Source organism: Paenibacillus sp. FSL H8-0317 (assembly GCF_045040685.1).
Lineage (GTDB): Bacteria > Bacillota > Bacilli > Paenibacillales > Paenibacillaceae > Paenibacillus.
The window spans coordinates 32,729-54,067 of record NZ_CP150294.1; the positions used below are offsets into that span (position 1 = coordinate 32,729).

Consider the following 21,339-nt stretch of genomic DNA (forward strand, 5'->3'; position numbering starts at 1 on the left):
ATCAAAACAGGATATCATCTTTTCAGTGAATTGTTGTGCGGAAAAATGGACAGATGTTCGGGGGATGAACAAAGGGACACTTTCCGATGAAACAACATTACTTTCATGAATCAGTCTCGCTGAGTCTCCGTTAACGGAGAGCGGGGGAACCAATAGGGCTTAAACATCGGTGTATTTGGCCGATGCGCAACGTTCGCTGACCCAAAAGCAGCGAAGGGAACTGCGAAGCCGTATTTGATTTCTTCTTTGGGTCTCGGGGTGAATTCAAGGGCGTCCGCCATGAGCGGGTGACCCAAGATAGGGCGGCTCTCTTTCGCCCGAACCCGACAGCTAACCTCGCAAGCGGAAAAAGAGAGGCAACCTCGTGCATGAATTTCCGATATTCAAAATCATTCGGAAGCCACGAAAGAGTTCCTCTTACACTCTTTCTTTGGCTTTTTTGTTTTTGAATAAAAGAAATATTGTCATCATACGGTAGGTATTCAGGAGGATGACATCATGTTGCGAAGATTGATTCATGGTGCAGAACCGGATTATGTTGGTCCAATCTGTGTTCTGTAGAAAATTTGGTATAGTCACGTCAAAGACATCATGCATTACTTTAGACGGCGAGGCTATGAAGGAGGACGGAGAAGTGGGCACATTCCAACCAGAAGAGACCCATGAGTCACGATCATCCAGTAAGTCTTTCGCGTTGCGGTGGAAGCATGAGAACATGCGTCAAATGGCATTGATCGCGATTTTCTCAATTGCGCTTACAATCATGATCTTGTTAGTCGTTTACGGTCAGGCCGGGAAACAAATTTCGCTGGTTATTGATGGCAAAGCTCAGGTGGTAGAGACTCGTACAGGAATGCTTCAGGAAATGCTGGAGGAGCAGTCGATCACAGTCAGCCCTCACGATAAGGTATCCATGTCCATGAATGGGGCGATTACAGATGGAGACCGAATCGTTATTGAGCGGGCCGTTCCAGTTAACATTACGGCAGACGGAGACACCAAGACTCTGTATACAACCGATTCATCGGTAGAAGATGCAATTCAAAAATCAGGTATTCAAGTTGAAAGTAATGATAAAGTGTATCCGGCGCTTGGAACTGCGATCAAAGCGGAGATGAAGATCCGTGTAGTGCGCGTAACAAAGCGTACAGTGGAAGTAGAGCAACCGATCGCTTACAAAGTTATTAAAACGGCTGACCCTAGCTTGTACAAAGGGGATAACCGTGTCGTTGTAAACGGCAAAGAAGGCACACTTGTACAGCATATCGAAAAGGTATTTCAGGATGGAGAATTGGTCTCCAAAAAAATGGTCGGCAAATCTGTCGCGAATAATCGTGTAGATAAAGTGATCGCTGTCGGCACCAAAGCAAAACCGGTTGTGAAAGAACCTGAGATTCAGACCGTATCGGCTCAAACTTCAACAACCAAAAAGGCTACAACAACGAACTCGAAGAAAACATCTGCCTCGGGCAGCAAAGTGATTACCGTATCCGGGACTTCTTTTAAATACTCCAAAGTACTTAAAAATGTATCCATGACTGCCTACTCTTCCGAAGAGCCTGGCATTGGTACTAAAACAGCTTCCGGTACTCGTGTAACGGAAGGTCGCACCATTGCGGTTGATCCCAAAGTCATTCCAATTGGCTGGTGGGTATATATCGAAGGTCTGGGATTCCGTCGTGCGGAAGATACAGGCGGTGCCATTAAAGGCAACAAAATTGATGTATATTATGACAGTGTGAAGCATGCCCTGAATTTTGGACGTAAGAAAGGCAAGACGGTCTACGTGATCGGTCCGGTGAAGCCGGAAGCGAACTAAAATCGTTTTACTTTGAAATGGGAATGCTATAAAATAGTTGCATGAATGATTCATGCGGAATATGCGGCGGAGGAGTCTGAATTCAGTCTCCCCCGCCGTTTGGCAGAGAAGAGGATATTCCTCTTCTTTTTGCGTTAGAAAGGAAGAAATGGAACATGATAAAAGAAGTCATTGTGGTGGAAGGCCGTGACGATACGGTAGCTATCCGTCGGGCCGTTGAAGCCGATACAATAGAAACAGGTGGATCAGCAATCAACCAACGCATTCTGAAGCGGATTGCGCTTGCTCAGGAGAGACGGGGAGTCATTGTACTGACAGATCCGGATCATGCTGGCGAACGCATTCGTAAAATTATTGCGAATAAGGTGCCTGGCTGCAAACATGCCTTCATTCCGGAAGCCGATGCAACGCGTAAAGGGGACATTGGGGTGGAGAATGCCTCACCTGAGGCGATCCGTCATGCTCTGGCGCGCGTACATACTTCATACGAAGGTGCTCCGAGCCTGATCGATTGGGAGGACCTGATCGCGGCAGGACTTATCGTGCATCCGCAGGCTGCTGCACGTCGCATGGAGATGGGCAATCTGCTGGGCATCGGTTATTGTAACGGTAAGCAGTTCCACAAACGTCTCAGTGTATTTCAGATTACACGGGAAGAGTTCTCTACAGCATTAGCGCAAATTGAACGTGAAGGAATGTGAGGATATGAAGGATATGGAAGAGACGATAGAAATTGCAACGCCCAAGCGAACCAAAGAGATTATTCAAAGACACGGATTCTCATTTAAGAAAAGTCTGGGTCAGAACTTTCTGATCGATCAAAATATACTGAACAAAATCGTTAATGCAGCCGACCTGGACGAGTCGAAGGGTGCGTTAGAGATCGGGCCGGGTATTGGAGCCCTTACGGAGCGACTGGCTCGGGTAGCAGGTCCTGTCACAGCCGTAGAGATTGATCAGCGCTTGATCCCAATCCTGGGAGAAGTGATGCAGCCTTATTCGAATGTACGTGTTCATCATGGGGATGTGTTGAAGCTTGATCTGGCTGAATTGTTTAATACGGATTTTGCATCCGTGGACAAAGTCAGTGTCGTGGCTAACCTGCCTTATTATGTAACGACTCCAATCATGATGAAACTGTTGGAAGAGAAGCTGCCGGTAGACAGTATTGTTGTCATGATCCAAAAAGAAGTGGCTGAACGCATGGCTGCTGCACCGGGATCAAAAGACTACGGTAGTCTGAGCATCGCAGTTCAGTACTACAGTATGCCGGAGCTTGTGTGTATTGTGCCTCCTACAGTCTTCATTCCGCAACCTAATGTGGAATCGGCTGTCATTAAGCTGAAAGTGCGCGAGCAACCACCAGTGGAGATTCCGGATGAAGCACACTACTTCGAAGTGGTACAGGCTTCTTTTGCCCAGCGGAGAAAAACAATCTCAAACAACTTGAAGGCACGTTTCTTCACAAAGGAGAACCGGGAACAGGCAGACATTCTGCTGGAGCAGGCAGGTATTCAACCGTCCCGACGCGGAGAGACGTTGAGTCTGCAAGAGTATGCCACACTCAGCACCGTAATGTGGGAAGCAGGAGTACGTGCAGCGCTGTAAAATTTGAATGAACCAAACCGGGTCTCTGCCCATACGATGGGGTAGAGGTGATTACGTTGATGAATATCGGAGACTTGGTCGTTCGGAAGTCATACGGCGGCGATGTGACTTTTCGGGTGGAAGGCCTCCAGTTGGATGCTGCGGTCATTAAAGGGACTGAGTTCCGGCTGATTGCCGATTCCCCGGTGGACGATTTGATACAGGTTCCCTACGAACCACAAAGCGCCAAGACCAGACAGGCGCATATTAAAGCACATCAGACCCTGTCCCGTCTGCAGCAGAATCGTATGGAACAGGCTGAGCGGAATCGGGAAGGTCTGGTACAGGATTGGTCTGCTCAGCAGGAACCGGCTTATTTTGAAATGCCTGGAAAGGTGCTTCATCTGGATGGAGATCCGAACTATTTGAAAAAAAGTATGGATCTCTATGAGCAACTTCGTGTGCCCGCAGAGGGACAATATGTCCATGAATCGGCAATGGCAGATACCCTATACCGTTTATTACCCAAAGTACGTCCGGATATCGTAGTCATTACGGGTCATGATGGGGTCCTAAAGACACGTCAGCCCTATGACTTATATAGTCTTGGTAGCTACAAGAACTCGCAAAATTTTGTGTCGGCCATTCAGGTGGCCCGACAATATGAACGCCATCTGGATGCACTGACTATTGTGGCAGGGGCCTGTCAGTCCCATTTTGAGGCACTGCTGCGCGCTGGAGCGAACTTTGCCAGTTCTCCAGGGAGAATTCTCATTCATGCACTTGATCCGGTCTATGTGGCAGCCAAGGCCTCCTTTACCTCTGTGCGGGATACGGTCAACATGAGTGATGTTCTGCACAATACCATCAGTGGCAGCCAGGGTGTGGGTGGTGTCGAGACACGGGGGAGTTATCGAGTAGGTCTGCCTGGACTGAATGATTTATCTACGTTAAAAGTGAACCCCTCGGCAGTCTGATGTAGGCCATTTAAAGTCCCAATTTGGGGCTTTTTTTGTTTGCAAAAAAATTCATTGACAACAACTTTTTGATGCTGATATAATAATTAGTTTTGATTTGACAATGACTGTAAAAACCGGTATAATGGACAAGAAAAGAGGTGGTCGTCGACAATGGCTAAAAACACGCTGTTGGATATCAAACGCAATCTCGATGCACATATTGGTCAGAAAATTATGTTGCGGGCTAATGGTGGCCGCCGTAAGACCATTGAGCGTACGGGTGTATTGGAAGAAACGTACCCTTCTGTTTTTATTGTTAAGCTTGATGAGGAGCAAGAAACCTTCAAGCGAGTTTCTTATAGTTATGCGGATATACTTACGGAGTCGGTGGAAGTCATGGTTTATGACCCGGGCAGCCAGACGCATAGCTCCTATATGGAGACGTAAGTATCGATTTACAGGCGATTCGCCCCACAAGGCGGATCGCTTTTTTGTTTTTTTAAAATCAATTCGCCCTCTAACGTAACCCATACATACTCAGGAATGAGCAAGGAACGGTCGCGGCATACTATATGGACAGGTAAAGAGTCAGTTTCTGAAGCAATGCAGGGAAACTGAATTTGGCCTGATGGCAAGATGTCCAAAACGTGAACGAACTCATCACATTATGAAGGATACTTTGGAGGAGGATGGTTTCATGAGTCGCAGAAGAAGAAGTGTCATGTCAGAGGATCTGAAGAATGAACTTGCGAAAGACCTGGGCTTCTACGATACGGTCCAACAGGAAGGCTGGGGTGGAATCAAAGCCAAGGATGCAGGAAACATGGTGAAAAGAGCCATTCAACTCGCTGAGCAGGCTGCCCGCAAATCTTAATCTGGTTCAAGCTGACAGAAAAGCGGGGGAAATCCATCAGGAACTACCCCGCTTTTTCCCCTTAGATGCGGAATAGAAATGACTTGACAGCCCCATTTTGATATAATATGTTAAGTTGTCTTAGGGAAAAGGTGAGGACGGGTGAACGCCTTGAAAATTTACGAAAAAGCGCCTGCTAAAATTAATTTGATGCTGGACGTTTTACATAAAAGAAGCGATGGATTCCATGAAGTTGAAATGATCATGACCATGGTCGATCTGGCTGATCGGCTGGAAATGTCGGAGCTGCCGCGAGATACTATTTTCATCTCCAGTCAGGCGGGGTATATCCCGCTCGACGAGAAGAATCTGGCTTTCCAGGCAGCTAGACTCATTAAGGAGCGCTATAACGTGCGTACGGGCGTCCATATTCATCTGGATAAAAAGATTCCAGTTGCAGCCGGACTTGCCGGGGGCAGCAGTGATGCAGCAGCAGCGCTGCGTGGATTGAACCGTCTGTGGCGGTTGAATATACCGGATCACGAACTGCAGGAGCTTGGAGCTGAACTTGGGTCGGATGTTCCATTCTGTATCACAGGAGGGACTGCACTCGCTACAGGCCGTGGTGAGAAGTTAGCTCCCATTCCTAATCCGCCGCAATGCTGGGTAATTCTGGCCAAACCTCCGATCAATGTGTCTACAGCCGATGTGTACGGAAGGTTCCGCAGTGACAAGATTGTTCGTCATCCGAGTGCGGCTAAAATGGAGCAGGCTATTCGCAATCAATCATTCACGGAAGTCTGTAACCAGATGGGCAATGTACTTGAAGATGTAACGTTGAAGCTGTATCCGGAAGTTCAGCATCTGAAGGATGCCATGATTCGATTGGGTGCAGACGGCGTGTTAATGTCCGGTAGCGGTCCAACGGTATTTGGGCTGGTCTCCAAAGAATCCAAGGTTGCCCGGATATACAATGGTCTGCGTGGGTTCTGCAAAGAAGTGTACGCTGTGCGTATGTTGACGTAAAATTCGCTTTTATAATGTACAAACACGTATAAAGGTGGTATATTCTTAAATAATTATTCGGATTTGGATGTTTCCGTGATCGTGAGGATGGATCTCTGTGAAGAAGTTAAAACGAAGCGCAAGGCTGGTTGAAATGACGCAATACTTATTGTCCAGACCGCATACGGTTATTCCGTTGACCACATTTGCCGAACGTTATGGAGCCGCAAAGTCTTCAATTAGTGAAGATTTGGCGATTATCAAGGAAGTGTTCGAAGAAGGTGGGTCAGGAGAACTGAATACACTGGCTGGAGCAGCCGGGGGAGTTAGATGGATTCCGAAGGTGTCCCGAGAGCTGGCATTGGCTTTTGCAGAGCGACTCTCGACCCAGCTCGCGCAGCCTGATCGGATCTTGCCTGGAGAATACCTGTACATGTCTGATCTGCTCGGACAGCCCGCATTGATGAATGAAGCCGGCAAGATCTTTGCAACGGCCTTTGGCAACATGAATATTGATGTGGTTATGACGGTAGAAACCAAAGGAATTCCACTGGCTTATGCGACCGGAGCCCAGCTCAACCTGCCTGTCGTGCTCGTACGCAGGGACCATCAGGCTACAGAAGGATCGGCCGTAAGTATCAATTATGTATCCGGGTCCCATAAAAGTCTGCATACGATGTCCCTCTCTCGTAGGGCGATGCGTGAGCATTCCAGAGTACTTATTGTGGATGACTTCATGAAGGCCGGGGGTACAGTGCAAGGAATGATCGATCTTTTGGCCGAGTTTAATGCTACAGTTGCTGGGGTAGGAGTACTGGTGGAATCTGGTTCTGTGGATTCAGAAGAACGCCTGCTAACAGATTACGTATCTCTGGCGAAACTGACAGCGGTTGATGCCAAGAGCAGACAGATTTCCGTCAAGCCGGGCAACTATTTTGACCTGTAGAAAGATGGCGAATGTTATGTCGTTAAAAGGTCTTTTCCATCGACCTGGCACTAACGTTGTCGAATTGTGTATTAAATAAAAAAATTCCTGAAATTAGGAAATTTTTGTGGTTATAAAAAGAAGGAGTTCGTATATGCTGTGTGGAATTATACACCAAGTTCTGATGGAAAAAGGTGGTGAACACACACATGCAAATTACGGATGTCAGACTCCGCCGTGTTAACTCGGAGGGGAGAATGAAGGCTATCGCATCCATTACCATCGATAACGAATTCGTCGTTCATGACATTCGTGTCATTGATGGTAACAACGGAATGTTTGTTGCTATGCCGAGCAAGCGTACTCCTGATGGAGAGTTCCGTGATATCGCCCACCCGATCTCTTCCGGTACGCGTGAGAAGATTCAGGCAGCAGTTTTGACTGAATACGATCGTGCAGCAACTGAGGAAGAAGTCATTGAAGAAGGTGCCTGAGAACATTATTGGGGTTCGAAGGAAAAGAGAGCCATGTCTTATGGCTCTCTTTTCTTTTTGACCGGAATAAGATATATTCAGTATTGAGTTTATTAGCAGAGAACAAAAAGCGCATCGTGCGCTTGGTGGCAGGGCGGCATCTTAGGAATCATTGGGATTCGGTTAAGCTCGCAGGTACACGGCGTATACATATAGGTCACGATTCGTTGGTGTCCGCGTTGTTACGTGTGATTACAGAGACAGCAGGCGATGAACAGGACCGGCTTGAAGCCGGCTGAACGATACTCATTGGATATGGATCAGCAATGCATTTCAATGGGATTTTCAGAACAGGAGGTCGTTAATTTTGAAACGAATGGCAATCGTTCTTGCCGCAGGGCAAGGGAAACGAATGAAATCAAAATTGTACAAAGTACTGCATCCCGTATGCGGTAAACCTATGGTTGGACATGTGCTGGATGCAGCACTCAGCGCAGGCGTTGAACGCAGTGTAGTTGTAGTCGGTCATGGTGCCGAAGCGGTGCAGTCATTTTTGGGTTCCAGAGCAGAGTATGCACTCCAGGCAGAACAACTGGGTACAGGTCATGCAGTGAAGCAGGTTAAATCTTTGCTTGGCGGCGAAACAGGCTCTACAATTGTGGTCTGTGGAGATACACCGCTTGTAACCAGTGAGACGTTGGAAGGTCTGATGAAGCTCCATGAGAGTAGCGGAGCAGCAGCGACAGTTCTTACGGCTCAGTTGGACAATCCCAAAGGTTATGGCCGCGTTATTCGCGGAGAAGATGGATCTGTACAACGGATTGTGGAACAGAAGGATTGCACGGAGCAGGAAGATGCTGTGAATGAGATTAACACGGGCACATACTGTTTCGATAATGCAAAATTGTTCGCTGCCCTGGAGAAAGTGACGAACCAGAACGCTCAGGGAGAGTATTATCTCACAGACGTAGTTGGCATTTTCCGCAATGATGGAGAAGTAGTTGAAGCTTACATGTCGGATGACATCGCAGAATCCATCGGGGTTAATGACCGACTCGCACTTTCGCAAGCCGAAGCCTTCATGCGTGAACGTCTTGCCGCACGTCATATGTTGAACGGTGTTACGATCATTGATCCGTCATCGACATATATCGGAGCGGATGTTACGATTGGATCAGATACAGTTTTGTATCCGGGGACGATTCTCAAAGGCACAACTTCCATTGGTGAAGCATGTCATATTGGTCCTCAGGCAGATGTGGAAGACAGCGTTATTCAGGACGGAGTTACGATTAAACATTCGGTAGTATCCAATGCCGAGGTTGGTTCTGATGCAACGGTTGGTCCATTTGCTAATTTGCGTCCAGGGACTAAACTGGGTCGCAACGTAAAAATTGGTGACTTTGTTGAAGTGAAAAATGCTACAATTGATGAAGGTTCCAAAGTATCTCATCTCAGCTATATTGGAGATGCCAAAGTAGGGAAAAACGTAAATGTTGGATGCGGGGCAATAACTGTCAATTATGATGGTTATAATAAAGCTGTGACAACGATTGAAGATGATGCTTTTGTAGGCAGCAACGTCAATCTGATTGCACCGATTACGGTAGGAAAAGGCGCTTATGTGGTTGCTGGCTCCACCGTTACCCATTCCGTTCCCGAGAATGATCTGGCCATTGCTCGTCCACGTCAGGAGAATAAACCTGGTTATGCGGAGAAGATTCGCGGACGTGCCAAAGCCAAGAAACAAAATGCCAAACCCCAATAAGGGGTTTTGATAACAAGATTGCCTCCCGAAAATCGGGGAGGTGCCGACATGTCGCAGACGCTTATTGATTCCAATGAACCAGCACGGAGGGTTTTTATTTTATGACTTATTTTGATTCGAAATTAAAAATATTTACTTGCAATTCTAACCCCAAGCTTGCCCATCAAATTGCTGATTATATCGGGATCCCTATGGGTGAATCTCACACAACCAGCTTTAGTGATGGCGAGATTCAAGTGAAACTCTCCGAGAGTGTTCGGGGTTGTCACGTTTATATCGTGCAGTCCACTTGCTTGCCGGTTAATGATAACCTGATGGAAATGCTCGTTATGATTGATGCACTCAAACGGGCATCTGCCAAGACGATTAACGTCGTTATTCCTTACTATGGCTATGCAAGACAGGATCGCAAGGCACGTTCGCGTGACCCGATTACAGCGAAACTGGTTGCCAACCTTATTGAAAAAGCGGGTGCAACCCGTGTCATCGCGATGGACTTGCATGCAATGCAGATCCAGGGATTCTTCGACATTCCGGTTGACCATTTGCTCGGCGTGCCAATTCTGGCTCAATATTTCCGGTCGAAACAGATCGAAAATCCAGTTGTTGTGTCGCCTGATCACGGTGGCGTAGTGCGCGCACGTAAACTGGCTGATTTCCTGAATGCGCCCCTGGCGATTATCGATAAACGTCGTCCTGAGCCAAATGTGAGCGAAGTGATGAACATTATCGGTAACATCGAGGGTAAAACAGCCATCCTGATCGATGACATTATTGACACGGCGGGAACGATTGTACTGGGAGCGAATGCTCTGATGGAAGGCGGCGTAAAAGAAGTATACGCGTGCTGTACTCACCCGGTATTGTCCGGACCTGCGATGGAACGTTTGGAGAATGCACCGTTGAAGGAAGTCATCGTAACGGATACCATTCCAATTACGCATGCTAATCCGACAAGCAAACTCAAAGTGTTGTCTGTAGCGCCTTTGCTCGGAGAAGCGATTATCCGGGTTCATGAGGAATTGTCAATCAGCAAGCTGTTTGAAATTGAATAAGGATGTCTGCATAAAGTAGTAGAGGGGTTACGTTTTCCGGTTCAATGGAAAATGTAACCCCTGTCGGCGTGCCGTTTTATTAAAAGTGAAACAGACGCTGGTCAGTCCATATAATTTGAACTACTAATTTACACAATAATGGAGAGGGCAGAAAAGAACTGAAGAAGTGAAGTTAAAAGCTTTCTGAAAGAAAGCTGCTTCGAAGCATATGCTTCGACTTAACAGCGATCGGAAGATGTTTCTGCACGCGCAGTAATCCAGTGTAAAATGGTTCGTTCATCTTATATGGTTAATACCCGGGGCGGGAGATAAATCGGAAACGACGCCGATGAAAAAGCGTGTCAGCAATTTCGACGAATTGATTATCGAAACGTGTGATTAGACCAATCTCAATATGGGTGTCGCGGTCGTATACCTGTACAGGTACGTGATATTCGAGATGATAGATAAAATCGCTATGTTGAGTCAGTTGTCCATTGTCTTCGCGCAAAACCCGCTCACCTTCCTGGGTCGATAAAATATTAACTGTGAACACTACAGTAAATCGATCTTTACTTTCTTGATATTATATGAAATATAACATTCGAAGTCTATGCCTCACCTCAGGCTAATCCGAAGGAGGGAACAAGATGAAGTGGATTGTTGGACTTGGAAATCCAGGCTCGAACTATGCCAAAACTCGTCATAATATCGGTTTTATGGCATTGGATCGGTTGGCTAATCGTCATAATATCTCCATTACACAGAATAAATGTAAGGCGCTGATTGGAGAAGGCAATATTGGCGGTGTGAAAACCGTACTGATCAAACCAATGACCTATATGAACTTGTCTGGTGAATCGGTTCGAGCCTATATGGATTTTTATAAAGTTAGTCTTGAAGATCTGATTGTTGTGTATGACGACATGGATACAGAGATTGGCAAAGTCAGATTGCGTTATCAAGGTAGTGCAGGCGGACATAATGGGATCAAGTCCATTATTCAGCATACCGGTACACAGCAGTTTAACCGGGTACGCATGGGAATATCCCGGCCCGAACCAGGACATGCCATTGTTGATTATGTACTGTCAACATTCATGAAGAAAGAAAAAGAAGCCCTGGATCAGACCATTGAGCAAACGTGTGATGCCTTGGAGCATAGCTTGACTCATACGTTCGAACAAACAATGGCGAAGTTTAACGGTTAATTTTGTAAGACATACTTGGTAAAATGATCATAAAAGACGGGTTCGATTCAGCCATACTGGACATACTGGATGTATAAACCATGTTCAGGAGGCATAAACATGTCAGTGAATTACGTATGTAGGCATTGCCGTACCTTTATTGGACGAATCGATTCTGCCCAGATAACGGAAGTAGAGCTCGGCTTTCATTTCTTGACCCCCGACGAGCGGAGGGATATAATAGCGTATAATTCCGGTGGTGACATTACCGTTCGGATTACATGTGATTACTGTAAGGAAGCCCTGGAGCATAATCCGGAGCTTAGCCTGCTCGCGAGTCCGCTTCAGTAGACATCGCCTGCACAGGATCGAATGACAGTTGAGGGTGGTTGCGTAATAACGCTCCACCTTTTATAGCCTTGGCAGCCTGCTGAGGCTTCTTTTCAGTTGGCATGAAAGCCATAGCTATCTCGAAATCAGGCTCAGCCGCATCAACAGATGTGGCAATGTTGCGAGTAATCCGATATGATGAAACAGGACAAAAAGGAATTTGTATCCATTTTAATAGTGATGCTACGCGTATGCGTGAGATAATCAAGTAAGTTATAAGAGAGGTGCCCCTTTTGTTACAAGCACTTATACAGGCTTTTTCCAAAGATCCGGACTTCGGGTCCATTACAGCCGGAATCAAGTCCGGCATGAAGGAACAATTGGTTTCGGGTCTATCCGGCTCGGCGCGTCAGATTATGCTGGCTGCTCTGCATCAGGAAATGAACCGACCATTGCTCGTAGTAACACATAATATGTTTTCAGCTCAAAAAATTGCAGAAGATTTACAGGAAGCGCTTTCACCTGATCAGGTGTTGATCTATCCTGCCAACGAACTTGTCGCTGCTGAAGCTGCTGTTTCCAGCCCGGAAACATTGGGTCAGCGCATTGATGTGTTGGTCCGCTGCGCCCAGGGATTCAGGGGCGTTGTTGTTATTCCTTTTTCCGGGGTAAGACGTTATGTTCCGCTTCCGGAAGTGATGGCCAATGCTCGAATTTTGATTAAACAAGGCAACACACTTCAACTGGACTCCTTCCTGCTGGAGATGGTAAAGCTCGGATATGAGCGTGTGGAACGCGTGGAATCTCGTGGTGAGATGAGTGTACGCGGAGGTATCATCGACTTCTATCCGGTTACTTCATCGATCGCATATCGGGTGGAGTTATTTGATGATGAGATCGACTCCATTCGGACATTTGATCCAGCAGATCAACGTTCGATTGAACGGATTGAAGAAATTACGGTTTTACCATGCAAGGAGTTAATTGCAGATCGTGAACGTATGGAAAAGGCTGCCGATGCGGCTGCTCTTTTGCTGGAGCAACAGCTGGAGAAAATGACGGACCGGCAGGCGAAGCTGCGTCTTCGTGAAGAAATTCACCGGGAGATCGAGCTTTTGCGGGAACACGTGTATTTCTCCGAAATGTACAAATATATTTCTCCGCTCTATCCGGAGAACAAAACGATCTACGACTATATGCCGGAAGATACCCTGCTGGTACTAGATGAGCCTGCCAGACTATCGGAGACATCGAAACAACTGGACCGTGATGAATCGGAGTGGAACCTGCATTTGATGCAAAACGGAAAAACACTTCCGGATCTTCCATTATCCGCAGACGGTGATGAACTCTTGTATGAGCGTCCATTCCAGACGCTGTTTATGTCGATCTTTTTGCGCCAAGTTCCACACACTCAACCACAAAACATTCTGAACTTCATCAGTCGTGGCATGCAGGATTTCCATGGACAGATGAACGTACTTAAGGCAGAGATGGAGCGTTGGCAGAAGGCCGGAGTCAAAGTGCTCATGCTGGCGAACGGTGAAGAGCGACTCGAGCGGATGCGCCGGGTACTGATGGACTATGATATTCCAGAGCCAGAGATGATGATCGGTAATTTGCAAACGGGATTTGAAATGCCGTCCATTCATTTGGCTGTTGTGACCGAGGGCGAGATGTTCTCGCAAAAACAGCGTAAAGTACGCAAACCGATTCGGAATGTAGATAATGCTGAACGGATCAAATCCTATAGCGAGCTAAAAGTGGGCGATTATGTCGTTCATCAGAACCACGGGATTGGTAAGTACCTTGGGATCGGCACGCTCGAGGTTGGCGGTATTCATAAGGACTACATGCATATTCTCTATGCGGGTGGAGACAAACTGTCTGTACCTATTGAGCAGATCGATCTGATTCAGAAATATGTTGGTTCCGAAGAGAAAGAACCGAAAATATATAAGCTGGGCGGCAATGAGTGGACACGGGTTAAAAATAAAGTCCGCACATCCGTACAGGATATTGCTGATGATCTGATTAAGCTGTATGCAGAGCGTCAGACCTCCAAAGGTTTTGGATTCGACAAGGATTCCGCGGAGCAGCAGGAGTTTGAGGACATGTTCCCTTACGATGAGACGCGTGATCAGGTACGTGCGATTGAAGAAATCAAGAAGGACATGGAACAAAACCGTCCAATGGATCGTTTATTGTGTGGGGATGTTGGTTACGGCAAAACTGAGGTCGCTATTCGAGCTGCATTTAAGGCAGCTATTGAAGGTAAACAAGTGGCTGTACTTGTTCCAACAACCATTTTGGCACAGCAGCATTTTGAGACATTCCGTGAGCGCTTCTCCGGTTATCCGTTCAACATTCATGTGCTTAGCCGGTTCCGCTCCCGTAAAGAGCAGAATGAAACAGCCAAAGGCATCAAGGCAGGCACAGTGGATATTGTCATCGGGACGCATCGATTGCTGTCGCAGGATCTGGTGTTCAAGGATCTGGGACTACTCATTGTTGATGAAGAACAGCGCTTCGGAGTAACTCATAAGGAAAAACTGAAGAAGCTGAAAACCAATGTGGACGTGCTGACGCTGACGGCAACGCCGATTCCGCGTACGCTTCATATGTCCATGCTGGGTGTGCGTGATCTGTCCGTTATCGAGACTCCGCCAGAGAATCGGTTCCCGGTACAGACCTATGTGGTTGAACACAGCCAGGCGCTTGTCCGCGAAGCGATTGAGCGTGAACTTGCCCGTGGTGGGCAAGTGTATTACCTCTACAACCGTGTTCAGGGAATCCAGGAGATGGCTGCCGAAATTTCTGAACTTGTGCCTGAGGCCAAAGTTGGTGTGGGACATGGTCAGATGTCGGAAACAGAGCTGGAGAAAACGATTCTCGACTTCCTGGATGGTGAATATGACGTGCTTGTGAGCACAAGTATCATCGAGACCGGGGTAGATATTCCGAACGTAAATACACTGATCGTACATGATGCGGATAAAATGGGACTCTCCCAGCTGTATCAGCTGCGCGGACGTGTGGGTCGTTCCAATCGTATTGCGTATGCCTATTTTACGTACCAACGGGATAAAGTCCTTACTGAAGTTGCTGAGAAACGTCTGCAATCAATCAAAGAATTTACCGAACTGGGTTCAGGATTCAAAATCGCCATGCGTGACTTGTCGATTCGTGGTGCGGGAAATCTGCTAGGAGCGGAGCAGCATGGTTTCATCGCTTCCGTCGGGTTTGATCTGTATTCCCAGATGCTCGCAGAGGAGATCAACAAACGCAAAGTTACGATGCTTGGCGAAGAGCCGGTACTTTCAGACCAGTGGAACACAACTCTGGATCTCAGTATCGATGCCTACTTGCCGTCCGATTATATCTACGACAGCATTCAGAAGATTGAGATCTACAAAAAAGTGGCGGTCATTGCATCCTTCGACGATGCGATGGAGTTGGAAGACGAATTGGTTGACCGATTCGGTGATCTTCCGGAGGCCGTTATCAACCTGCTGGCTGTTGCACGGATGAAAGTATACGGCAAGATCTACGGTATTGAGTCGATTTCCCAACGTGGTGAGGACATTACCGTGAAGTTCTATGAAGGGCGTGAACATGCCTTTGAACTCTCGAAAATCGCGCACATTGGAAATCAGTTCGAAAGACGTGTACAATTTGAACAAGGACCCCATATGCTGATTCACGCTAAAGGCAAGGGGCTTGGGGATAAGCAACTGATGGAGCTGGTAGAGAAAATTCTGGAGTCCATGAAAACTGCTTTTAAATCAAAGGGGGAACTAAAGGATGTTACCAAAGTATAAAAAAGTAGGAAAAGTACTGTCTGTGAGCATGGTCGCAGTACTATCCTTATCACTGCTTGCTGCATGTGGCAAGAAGGAAGAAGCAAAAGCACCTGAATCGACGGATACAAGTGCTGTAGTCGCTACGTATGATGGTGGTACCATTACAGCCAATGAATTCGACATGGAGCAACGTGTCATGAAATTCCTTTATCCGGAGTATGCACAAATGATGGATATGGATGATTTCAAAGAGTATCTGGTGAAACAGGAAGTTGCTTATGAATATCTGAGTGGCAAAGCAAGTGAAGAAGCCAAAACAGCAGGTACCAAAACAGCAACCGAGCAATTTGATAAAATGAAAGCTTCTGTTCAGGCAGATCAATGGACTGAGATGCTGAAAGCTCAGAACCTGACTGACCAGAACATTAAAGATTATATGACTCGCATCATGACGGTAATCAAAGACAAAGAAACAGGCGTTACGGAAGATGCCATCAAGGCTGAGTTTGAGAAAAACAAAGATCAGTTCACTACGGCTTCCGTTCGTCACGTGCTGATTAACTTCACAGATCCAAAAACGCAAAAAGAACGTAAAAAAGAAGATGCACTTAAAATTGCAAAAGAAGTAAAAACCAAGTTGGATGGCGGAGCTGATTTTGCTGAAATTGCAAAAAAATATTCCGAAGATCCAGGTTCTGCTGAAAAGGGTGGACTGTATGAAAATACACCTGTAGGCAGCTGGGTAGAGGCATTTAAGGAAGCTGCAAAAACATTGCCACTGAACAAAATCAGTGATCCAGTAGAGACAGAGTACGGTTACCACGTCATGAAAGTGGAAGCTCGTACAGAAGCTGACTTTGCCAAATTGACGGCTGAACAAAAAGAAAGTTTGAAGAGCCAATTGGCTGCAGCCGAAATCGATACGTTCATGCAAAATGAATTGGACAAAATCGTAAAAGAAGTTAAACTGCCAAAAACAGAAAAAGCTGAAGAAGGTAAGACTGAAGGCACAACTGAAGGCACTACGGGTACAGGAACTGAAGGAGAGAAAACAACCGAACCAAAAACGGATGACTCCACAGGTACGGATACCAAGACTGACCAAGGTACGACTGGAACAGACAAAGATGCAACTACAGATGAAGGTACAAGCAGCAAGTAAGCTGGTAAAATTGCTGTGTTAGCATACGTTCAGGGGTTAAATTTGCCCGAATGAATGCTTTGTATGACGCAAATATGGACAACCATACAGAGAAGCAAGGGGAGGACTTAGGACCTCCTTCTTGCTTCTTCTTTTATATATTCAAGTCGTATGGGTACATGGTCGCCTTCTTCGAAAGTTACACAACTATATTCTCCGAAGCATGTATAAGGAAATGGGAACAGATGAATACTATGGTCAAGATATCACACTAAACGTTCTGGGACTTTCCTCTACCCATTAAGGAACAGTAGTTGAAAAATCTTCTCGAGAAAGTGGGGCAACATGTGAAATGAAAGCTACTGGTATTGTCCGCCGTATAGATGACCTTGGTCGTGTGGTCATTCCAAAAGAAATCCGCCGTACGTTACGTATTCGTGAAGGTGATCCACTGGAAATTTTCGTGGATCGTGATGGAGAAGTTATCCTTAAAAAATATTCGCCAATTGGTGAACTTGGTGATTTTGCCAAAGAATATGCAGAATCCCTGTATGAAAGTACAGGACATGTAACGATGATTTCGGACCGTGATACTATTATCACGGTGGCAGGAGGCTCCAAGAAAGAATATTTGGACAAACAGGTGGGTCAACTGTTGGAAGGTTGTATGGAAAACAGAAAGACCATTTTGGAAACAAACAATGGTTCTTATGAGCTTAGCAAAGATCATGACGAGACGTTATCCTCTTTTGTTATTGCGCCGATTATTTCAGGTGGTGACCCCATCGGAACGGTTATTTTGTTCAATAAGGACGAATCAGTTAAGATGTCTCAAATGGAAGTGAAGATGTCTGAGACGGCTGCTGGTTTCCTTGGCAAGCAAATGGAACAATAGACCGCAGACCAACTCCTGGTGCCCTGTCTTGGGCATACGGGAGTTTTTGCATTTTAAAGGTACAAAGAAGTAGATCCGGCTGATTGTGATGGGGAAGGGTTAGTCTGTGTGCCTTCAGGCAGGTATAATAGCAAGGTATGCTTAAAAGGATTACGCAGGAGGGACTTATGAAACAGCCGTCTACAGGCTCAAGGCTGCTACAGGGTGCATTTATACTTGGGTTTGCTGCCATTATCTCTAAAATTATTGGTGCTTTTCAGAAGATTCCGCTGCAGAATCTGGGGGGAGACGGTGTATTTGGCATCCACAATACGGTATATCCGTTATATATGCTCATTATCACACTTGCTGCTGCAGGACTGCCGCTGGCCGTATCCAAATTCGTAGCAGAACAGAACGCACTCGGAAGACCAGACGAGAGCAGAAGAATTATTCGATTATCTTCCCTTCTGCTCGGGGGAATTGGAATTATAATGGCGCTCTTGATGTATGCAGGTGCGCCGCTGATCGCTGACATGATTGGCAACCGTCATGTGGTTCCATCGATTCGTGCAGCTTCATGGGCCTTGTTGTTCGTACCGGTGATGACAGGGCTGCGTGGATATTTTCAGGGATTACAGCAGATGGTGCCAACAGCGGTATCACAAGTGGTGGAGCAGACGATACGTGTTACCGTCATGATTGTTCTGCTTCTGTGGTTGATGAGACGGGACGCTTCGCTTGAGACTATTGCCGCTGGTGCCATGATGGGCTCTGTTGCTGGTGGAATGGTTGGTCTGTTAACCATGTTAGGGTACATGGCCCGACATCGGCGGAAAGACAAGGAAGTGGTCACAGGGCAATTGAATTCGGAATGGAGCAGCAACGTTGGAGAGGTTGGATCAGATAGGCATGAACGTCAGGAGCATAGGTCGGTTACGCCGCAGAAGAAAACGGTAAGTACTATTAATCCCGCTCTGGGAGAACGGTCACGATCCAACGGGGAATGGATCAGGACGTTGCTCATGTATGCCATTCCAGTCTGTCTCGGTTCACTGGCTGTGCCGCTGATGAATCTGGTGGATACTTTCACCGTGCCACGGCTGCTGCGGGGAGAAGGACTGGATGAGCTTCAGTCGATGGTTTCCTTCGGCATCTACAACCGTGGATTGCCGCTGGTTCAACTGGTGACGATGCTTGCCACGTCACTATCTGTGCTGTTTATTCCGGCGATGGCGGAAGCCCGATTAAAGGGCGGGCCAGAAGCCGTCCGGCAGCAAGCAGGCCTCGCGCTGCGCTGGTTCTGGTTGATCGGCCTGGCGGCATCCGCGGGTCTCGCGGTGCTGGCGGAGCCGATTAACCGCATGCTGTACGGAGATGCCGCAGGCACCGAAGCACTGCGGTACATGGCGCTGACGGCTGCGGGCAGCACCGTCAGCATCATTGCAGCGGCGCTGCTGCAAGGCCTCGGCGCCGTGCGTGCACCCGCGTTCAGCATGCTGGCCGCCGCAGGCGTCAAGGCGATGCTGAACGTCATGCTTGTGCCGGCGCTGGGCATCAGCGGCGCGGCTCTTGCAGGCGCAGTCGCCTACATGCTGGCGGCTGGCCTGAATGTGGCGCTGCTGGCGCGACTTGTCGCCCTGCGCCCTGCCCCTGGCGCCGTCCTGGCGAAGCCAGCGCTGGTGATCGCCGCCATGAGTCTGGCGGCGGTAGGCACGGCCTGGGCCGTCGAAGCGGTACTCGGCGGCATGGGTATCGCGGCCGATCGCAGGCTGGCCGCGATGGGCGTGAGCCTGCTGGGCATTGCCGCAGGCTCGGCCGTGTTCTTGCTGGCGGCGGCCCGGACAGGGTTACTGACCGCCGCGGAGCTGGCGGCTGTGCCCAAGTTGGGGCCTCGCCTTGCCAAGCAGCTGCGCAGACTGCGTGTGCTGCGCTAGCTCCATGCTCACGGTGCTTCTACACCTGGCACAGCGAATATGCAATTATAGGATATCGAATGATTCTGGTATAATACGTGTAATTAGTCCTGTTCAGACACGATGATTATGAGCCTGGACAGGATAGTCCGGATGGAGGTTTACGTAATGAGTGCAGCTTTAACCGTAGTGGGTCTTGGATCTGGAGATGCAGACCAACTGACCGTAGGTATTATCAAAAAAATGAAACATGCAGCTACACTGTATGTACGTACCCTGGATCATCCCGTATTGAATGATCTGCAACAAGAGGGGCTGGAGATGACATCATTTGATGCTATCTATGAGGCGAAGTCCTCCTTCCCCGAAGTATATGATGAGATCGCGAATCAACTGATAGAAGCCGCTCGCAAGGGGGAGGCTGGAACGGAGATTGTGTATGCCGTACCCGGTCATCCGATGGTGGCAGAAGCAAGTGTACGCCTGCTCAAAGAACGTTGTCCGCAGATGGGTATCTCATTGCGTGTCATGGGCGGGGAGAGCTTCCTAGATGAAGCTTTTATACGACTTGGATTCGATCCAATCGAAGGGTTTCAACTTCTGGATGCCAGCAGCTTGAACACAGAACTGGTACAACCACAGCTACATACGTTGATCGGACAAGTCTACGATGTGTTCACTGCTTCGGACGTGAAGCTGTGCTTGATGGAAGTTTACCCGGATGATTATCCGGTATTTGTTGGTCACGCGTTGGGTGTACAGGACCAAGAGGTCATTCACAAGATTCCATTGCATGAACTGGACCGGATCGAAGGGTACGGCAATCTGTCACTGATCTATGTGCCGAAGAACACTGATGATGCCCTGCGTCGCCGTTCCTTTGCGCGTTTACATGAGATCGTCAATATTCTTCGCAGTCCGGGTGGCTGTCCATGGGATCAGGAGCAGACACATCAGTCCATTCGCAAAAACCTGATTGAAGAGACCTATGAGGTCATTGAGACGATCGATGAGGATGACCCCGACCATATGAAAGAAGAGCTGGGTGATCTGCTGCTGCAGATTTTATTGCACTCCCAGATGGAAGAAGAAGTGGGCACATTTAATGTGTATGATGTCATCGAAGGCTTGAACGATAAGCTGATTTTCCGTCATCCACACGTTTTTGGTGATCATCAGGCCGAAGATGCGAATGAAGCTCTTCAGAACTGGGAACAGATGAAGGCAGAGGAGAAGAAGCGCAAGGGCCAGGATCAGCAGAAGGTTTCCGTGCTGGACGGCATACCGCGTGATTTGCCTGCATTGATGAAGGGATACAAGCTACAGAAGAAAGCAGCCAAAGTGGGCTTTGACTGGGATGATGTTGAAGGTGTGTTTGCCAAGATCGAGGAAGAATTGGCGGAGTTGAAAGAAGCGGTGCAACAAGGCCAGTCTGCGGAAGAACGGAAGCTAGAACTGGGTGATTTATTATTTGCAGCCGCAAACGTTGCAAGATTCATCGATACGGACCCGGAAGAGGCGCTTGCTGCGACCAACCGCAAGTTCGTCGGGCGGTTCCAGTACATCGAGGAGCGTTTACGTGAACAGGGAAGAACACCAGTAGATAGCAATGTAGAAGAGATGGAGCAATTCTGGCAGGATGCGAAGAAGGCAGGATTATAA

At 47.6% G+C, this 21,339-nt stretch carries 20 protein-coding genes and 1 riboswitch; of the genes, 19 read left to right on the forward strand and 1 reads right to left on the reverse strand.

The features are described 5' to 3' along the window. Nucleotides 1–107: 107 nt before the first annotated feature. A riboswitch (cyclic di-AMP (ydaO/yuaA leader) is annotated at nt 108–361 on the forward strand. Between the two features lie 273 nt (nt 362–634). From MHB43_RS00150 to MHB43_RS00205, 12 genes are all read left to right on the forward strand, one after another. Further along, nucleotides 635–1,819 (forward strand): ubiquitin-like domain-containing protein, encoded by a 1,185-nt coding sequence (locus MHB43_RS00150; RefSeq protein WP_339180974.1) that lies wholly within the window; start codon nt 635–637, stop codon nt 1,817–1,819. Between the two features lie 155 nt (nt 1,820–1,974). Beyond that, nucleotides 1,975–2,520, forward strand: coding sequence for a ribonuclease M5 (rnmV, locus tag MHB43_RS00155; RefSeq protein WP_076216767.1), 546 nt, complete (start codon nt 1,975–1,977; stop codon nt 2,518–2,520). Nucleotides 2,521–2,524: 4 nt separating this feature from the next. After that, the gene (rsmA, locus tag MHB43_RS00160) at nt 2,525–3,427 is read left to right on the forward strand and encodes a 16S rRNA (adenine(1518)-N(6)/adenine(1519)-N(6))-dimethyltransferase RsmA (protein ID WP_272907837.1); all 903 of its coding nucleotides are present in this window, start codon (nt 2,525–2,527) and stop codon (nt 3,425–3,427) included. 59 nt (nt 3,428–3,486) lie between these two features. Further along, nucleotides 3,487–4,383 carry a sporulation peptidase YabG gene (yabG, locus tag MHB43_RS00165; RefSeq protein WP_017691377.1) on the forward strand — a complete coding sequence of 299 codons (897 nt, stop codon included), beginning with the start codon at nt 3,487–3,489 and terminating at the stop codon, nt 4,381–4,383. 153 nt (nt 4,384–4,536) lie between these two features. Beyond that, nucleotides 4,537–4,812 (forward strand): biofilm formation stimulator Veg, encoded by a 276-nt coding sequence (gene veg / locus MHB43_RS00170; protein WP_017691376.1) that lies wholly within the window; start codon nt 4,537–4,539, stop codon nt 4,810–4,812. Nucleotides 4,813–5,062: 250 nt separating this feature from the next. Continuing rightward, entirely contained in the window at nt 5,063–5,239 is a 177-nt protein-coding gene (locus MHB43_RS00175) for a small, acid-soluble spore protein, alpha/beta type (RefSeq protein ID WP_017691375.1), read from the forward strand. Nucleotides 5,240–5,389: 150 nt separating this feature from the next. Then, nucleotides 5,390–6,244, forward strand: coding sequence for a 4-(cytidine 5'-diphospho)-2-C-methyl-D-erythritol kinase (gene ispE / locus MHB43_RS00180; RefSeq protein WP_237178567.1), 855 nt, complete (start codon nt 5,390–5,392; stop codon nt 6,242–6,244). Between the two features lie 97 nt (nt 6,245–6,341). Next, the gene (gene purR, locus MHB43_RS00185; RefSeq protein ID WP_076216765.1) at nt 6,342–7,169 is read left to right on the forward strand and encodes a pur operon repressor; all 828 of its coding nucleotides are present in this window, start codon (nt 6,342–6,344) and stop codon (nt 7,167–7,169) included. Between the two features lie 188 nt (nt 7,170–7,357). Then, nucleotides 7,358–7,642 carry a septation regulator SpoVG gene (gene spoVG / locus MHB43_RS00190; protein ID WP_017691372.1) on the forward strand — a complete coding sequence of 95 codons (285 nt, stop codon included), beginning with the start codon at nt 7,358–7,360 and terminating at the stop codon, nt 7,640–7,642. Nucleotides 7,643–7,725: 83 nt separating this feature from the next. Next, nucleotides 7,726–7,920, forward strand: coding sequence for a hypothetical protein (locus MHB43_RS00195; RefSeq protein ID WP_124118801.1), 195 nt, complete (start codon nt 7,726–7,728; stop codon nt 7,918–7,920). 77 nt (nt 7,921–7,997) lie between these two features. After that, nucleotides 7,998–9,389 carry a bifunctional UDP-N-acetylglucosamine diphosphorylase/glucosamine-1-phosphate N-acetyltransferase GlmU gene (gene glmU, locus MHB43_RS00200; protein WP_405132370.1) on the forward strand — a complete coding sequence of 464 codons (1,392 nt, stop codon included), beginning with the start codon at nt 7,998–8,000 and terminating at the stop codon, nt 9,387–9,389. 101 nt (nt 9,390–9,490) lie between these two features. Continuing rightward, complete coding sequence (locus MHB43_RS00205; RefSeq protein ID WP_017691370.1) at nt 9,491–10,444, forward strand: ribose-phosphate diphosphokinase; 954 nt, start codon at nt 9,491–9,493, stop codon at nt 10,442–10,444. A gap of 289 nt (nt 10,445–10,733) precedes the next feature. Here the strand turns inward: MHB43_RS00205 and MHB43_RS00210 are convergent, their stop codons facing one another. Next, a complete protein-coding gene (locus MHB43_RS00210; RefSeq protein WP_024633712.1) occupies nt 10,734–10,934 on the reverse strand; it encodes a hypothetical protein in 201 nt (66 codons plus the stop codon). Nucleotides 10,935–11,073: 139 nt separating this feature from the next. Here MHB43_RS00210 and pth point away from each other — a divergent pair, with 139 nt between their 5' ends. From pth to mazG, 7 genes are all read left to right on the forward strand, one after another. Beyond that, nucleotides 11,074–11,634 carry an aminoacyl-tRNA hydrolase gene (pth, locus tag MHB43_RS00215; RefSeq protein ID WP_221825843.1) on the forward strand — a complete coding sequence of 187 codons (561 nt, stop codon included), beginning with the start codon at nt 11,074–11,076 and terminating at the stop codon, nt 11,632–11,634. A gap of 99 nt (nt 11,635–11,733) precedes the next feature. Then, entirely contained in the window at nt 11,734–11,964 is a 231-nt protein-coding gene (locus MHB43_RS00220; protein ID WP_210110415.1) for an anti-sigma-F factor Fin family protein, read from the forward strand. 272 nt (nt 11,965–12,236) lie between these two features. Then, a complete protein-coding gene (gene mfd / locus MHB43_RS00225; protein ID WP_339306355.1) occupies nt 12,237–15,764 on the forward strand; it encodes a transcription-repair coupling factor in 3,528 nt (1,175 codons plus the stop codon). After that, nucleotides 15,748–16,908, forward strand: coding sequence for a peptidylprolyl isomerase (locus tag MHB43_RS00230; protein ID WP_221825827.1), 1,161 nt, complete (start codon nt 15,748–15,750; stop codon nt 16,906–16,908). Before mfd ends, MHB43_RS00230 begins: the two co-directional genes overlap by 17 nt. Nucleotides 16,909–17,239: 331 nt before the next feature. Continuing rightward, nucleotides 17,240–17,782, forward strand: a complete 543-nt coding sequence (gene spoVT / locus MHB43_RS00235) for a stage V sporulation protein T (protein WP_036606123.1) — start codon at nt 17,240–17,242, stop codon at nt 17,780–17,782. Between the two features lie 167 nt (nt 17,783–17,949). Further along, a complete protein-coding gene (locus MHB43_RS00240; protein WP_405131081.1) occupies nt 17,950–19,698 on the forward strand; it encodes an oligosaccharide flippase family protein in 1,749 nt (582 codons plus the stop codon). Between the two features lie 147 nt (nt 19,699–19,845). Next, nucleotides 19,846–21,339, forward strand: a complete 1,494-nt coding sequence (gene mazG, locus MHB43_RS00245; RefSeq protein WP_339306358.1) for a nucleoside triphosphate pyrophosphohydrolase — start codon at nt 19,846–19,848, stop codon at nt 21,337–21,339.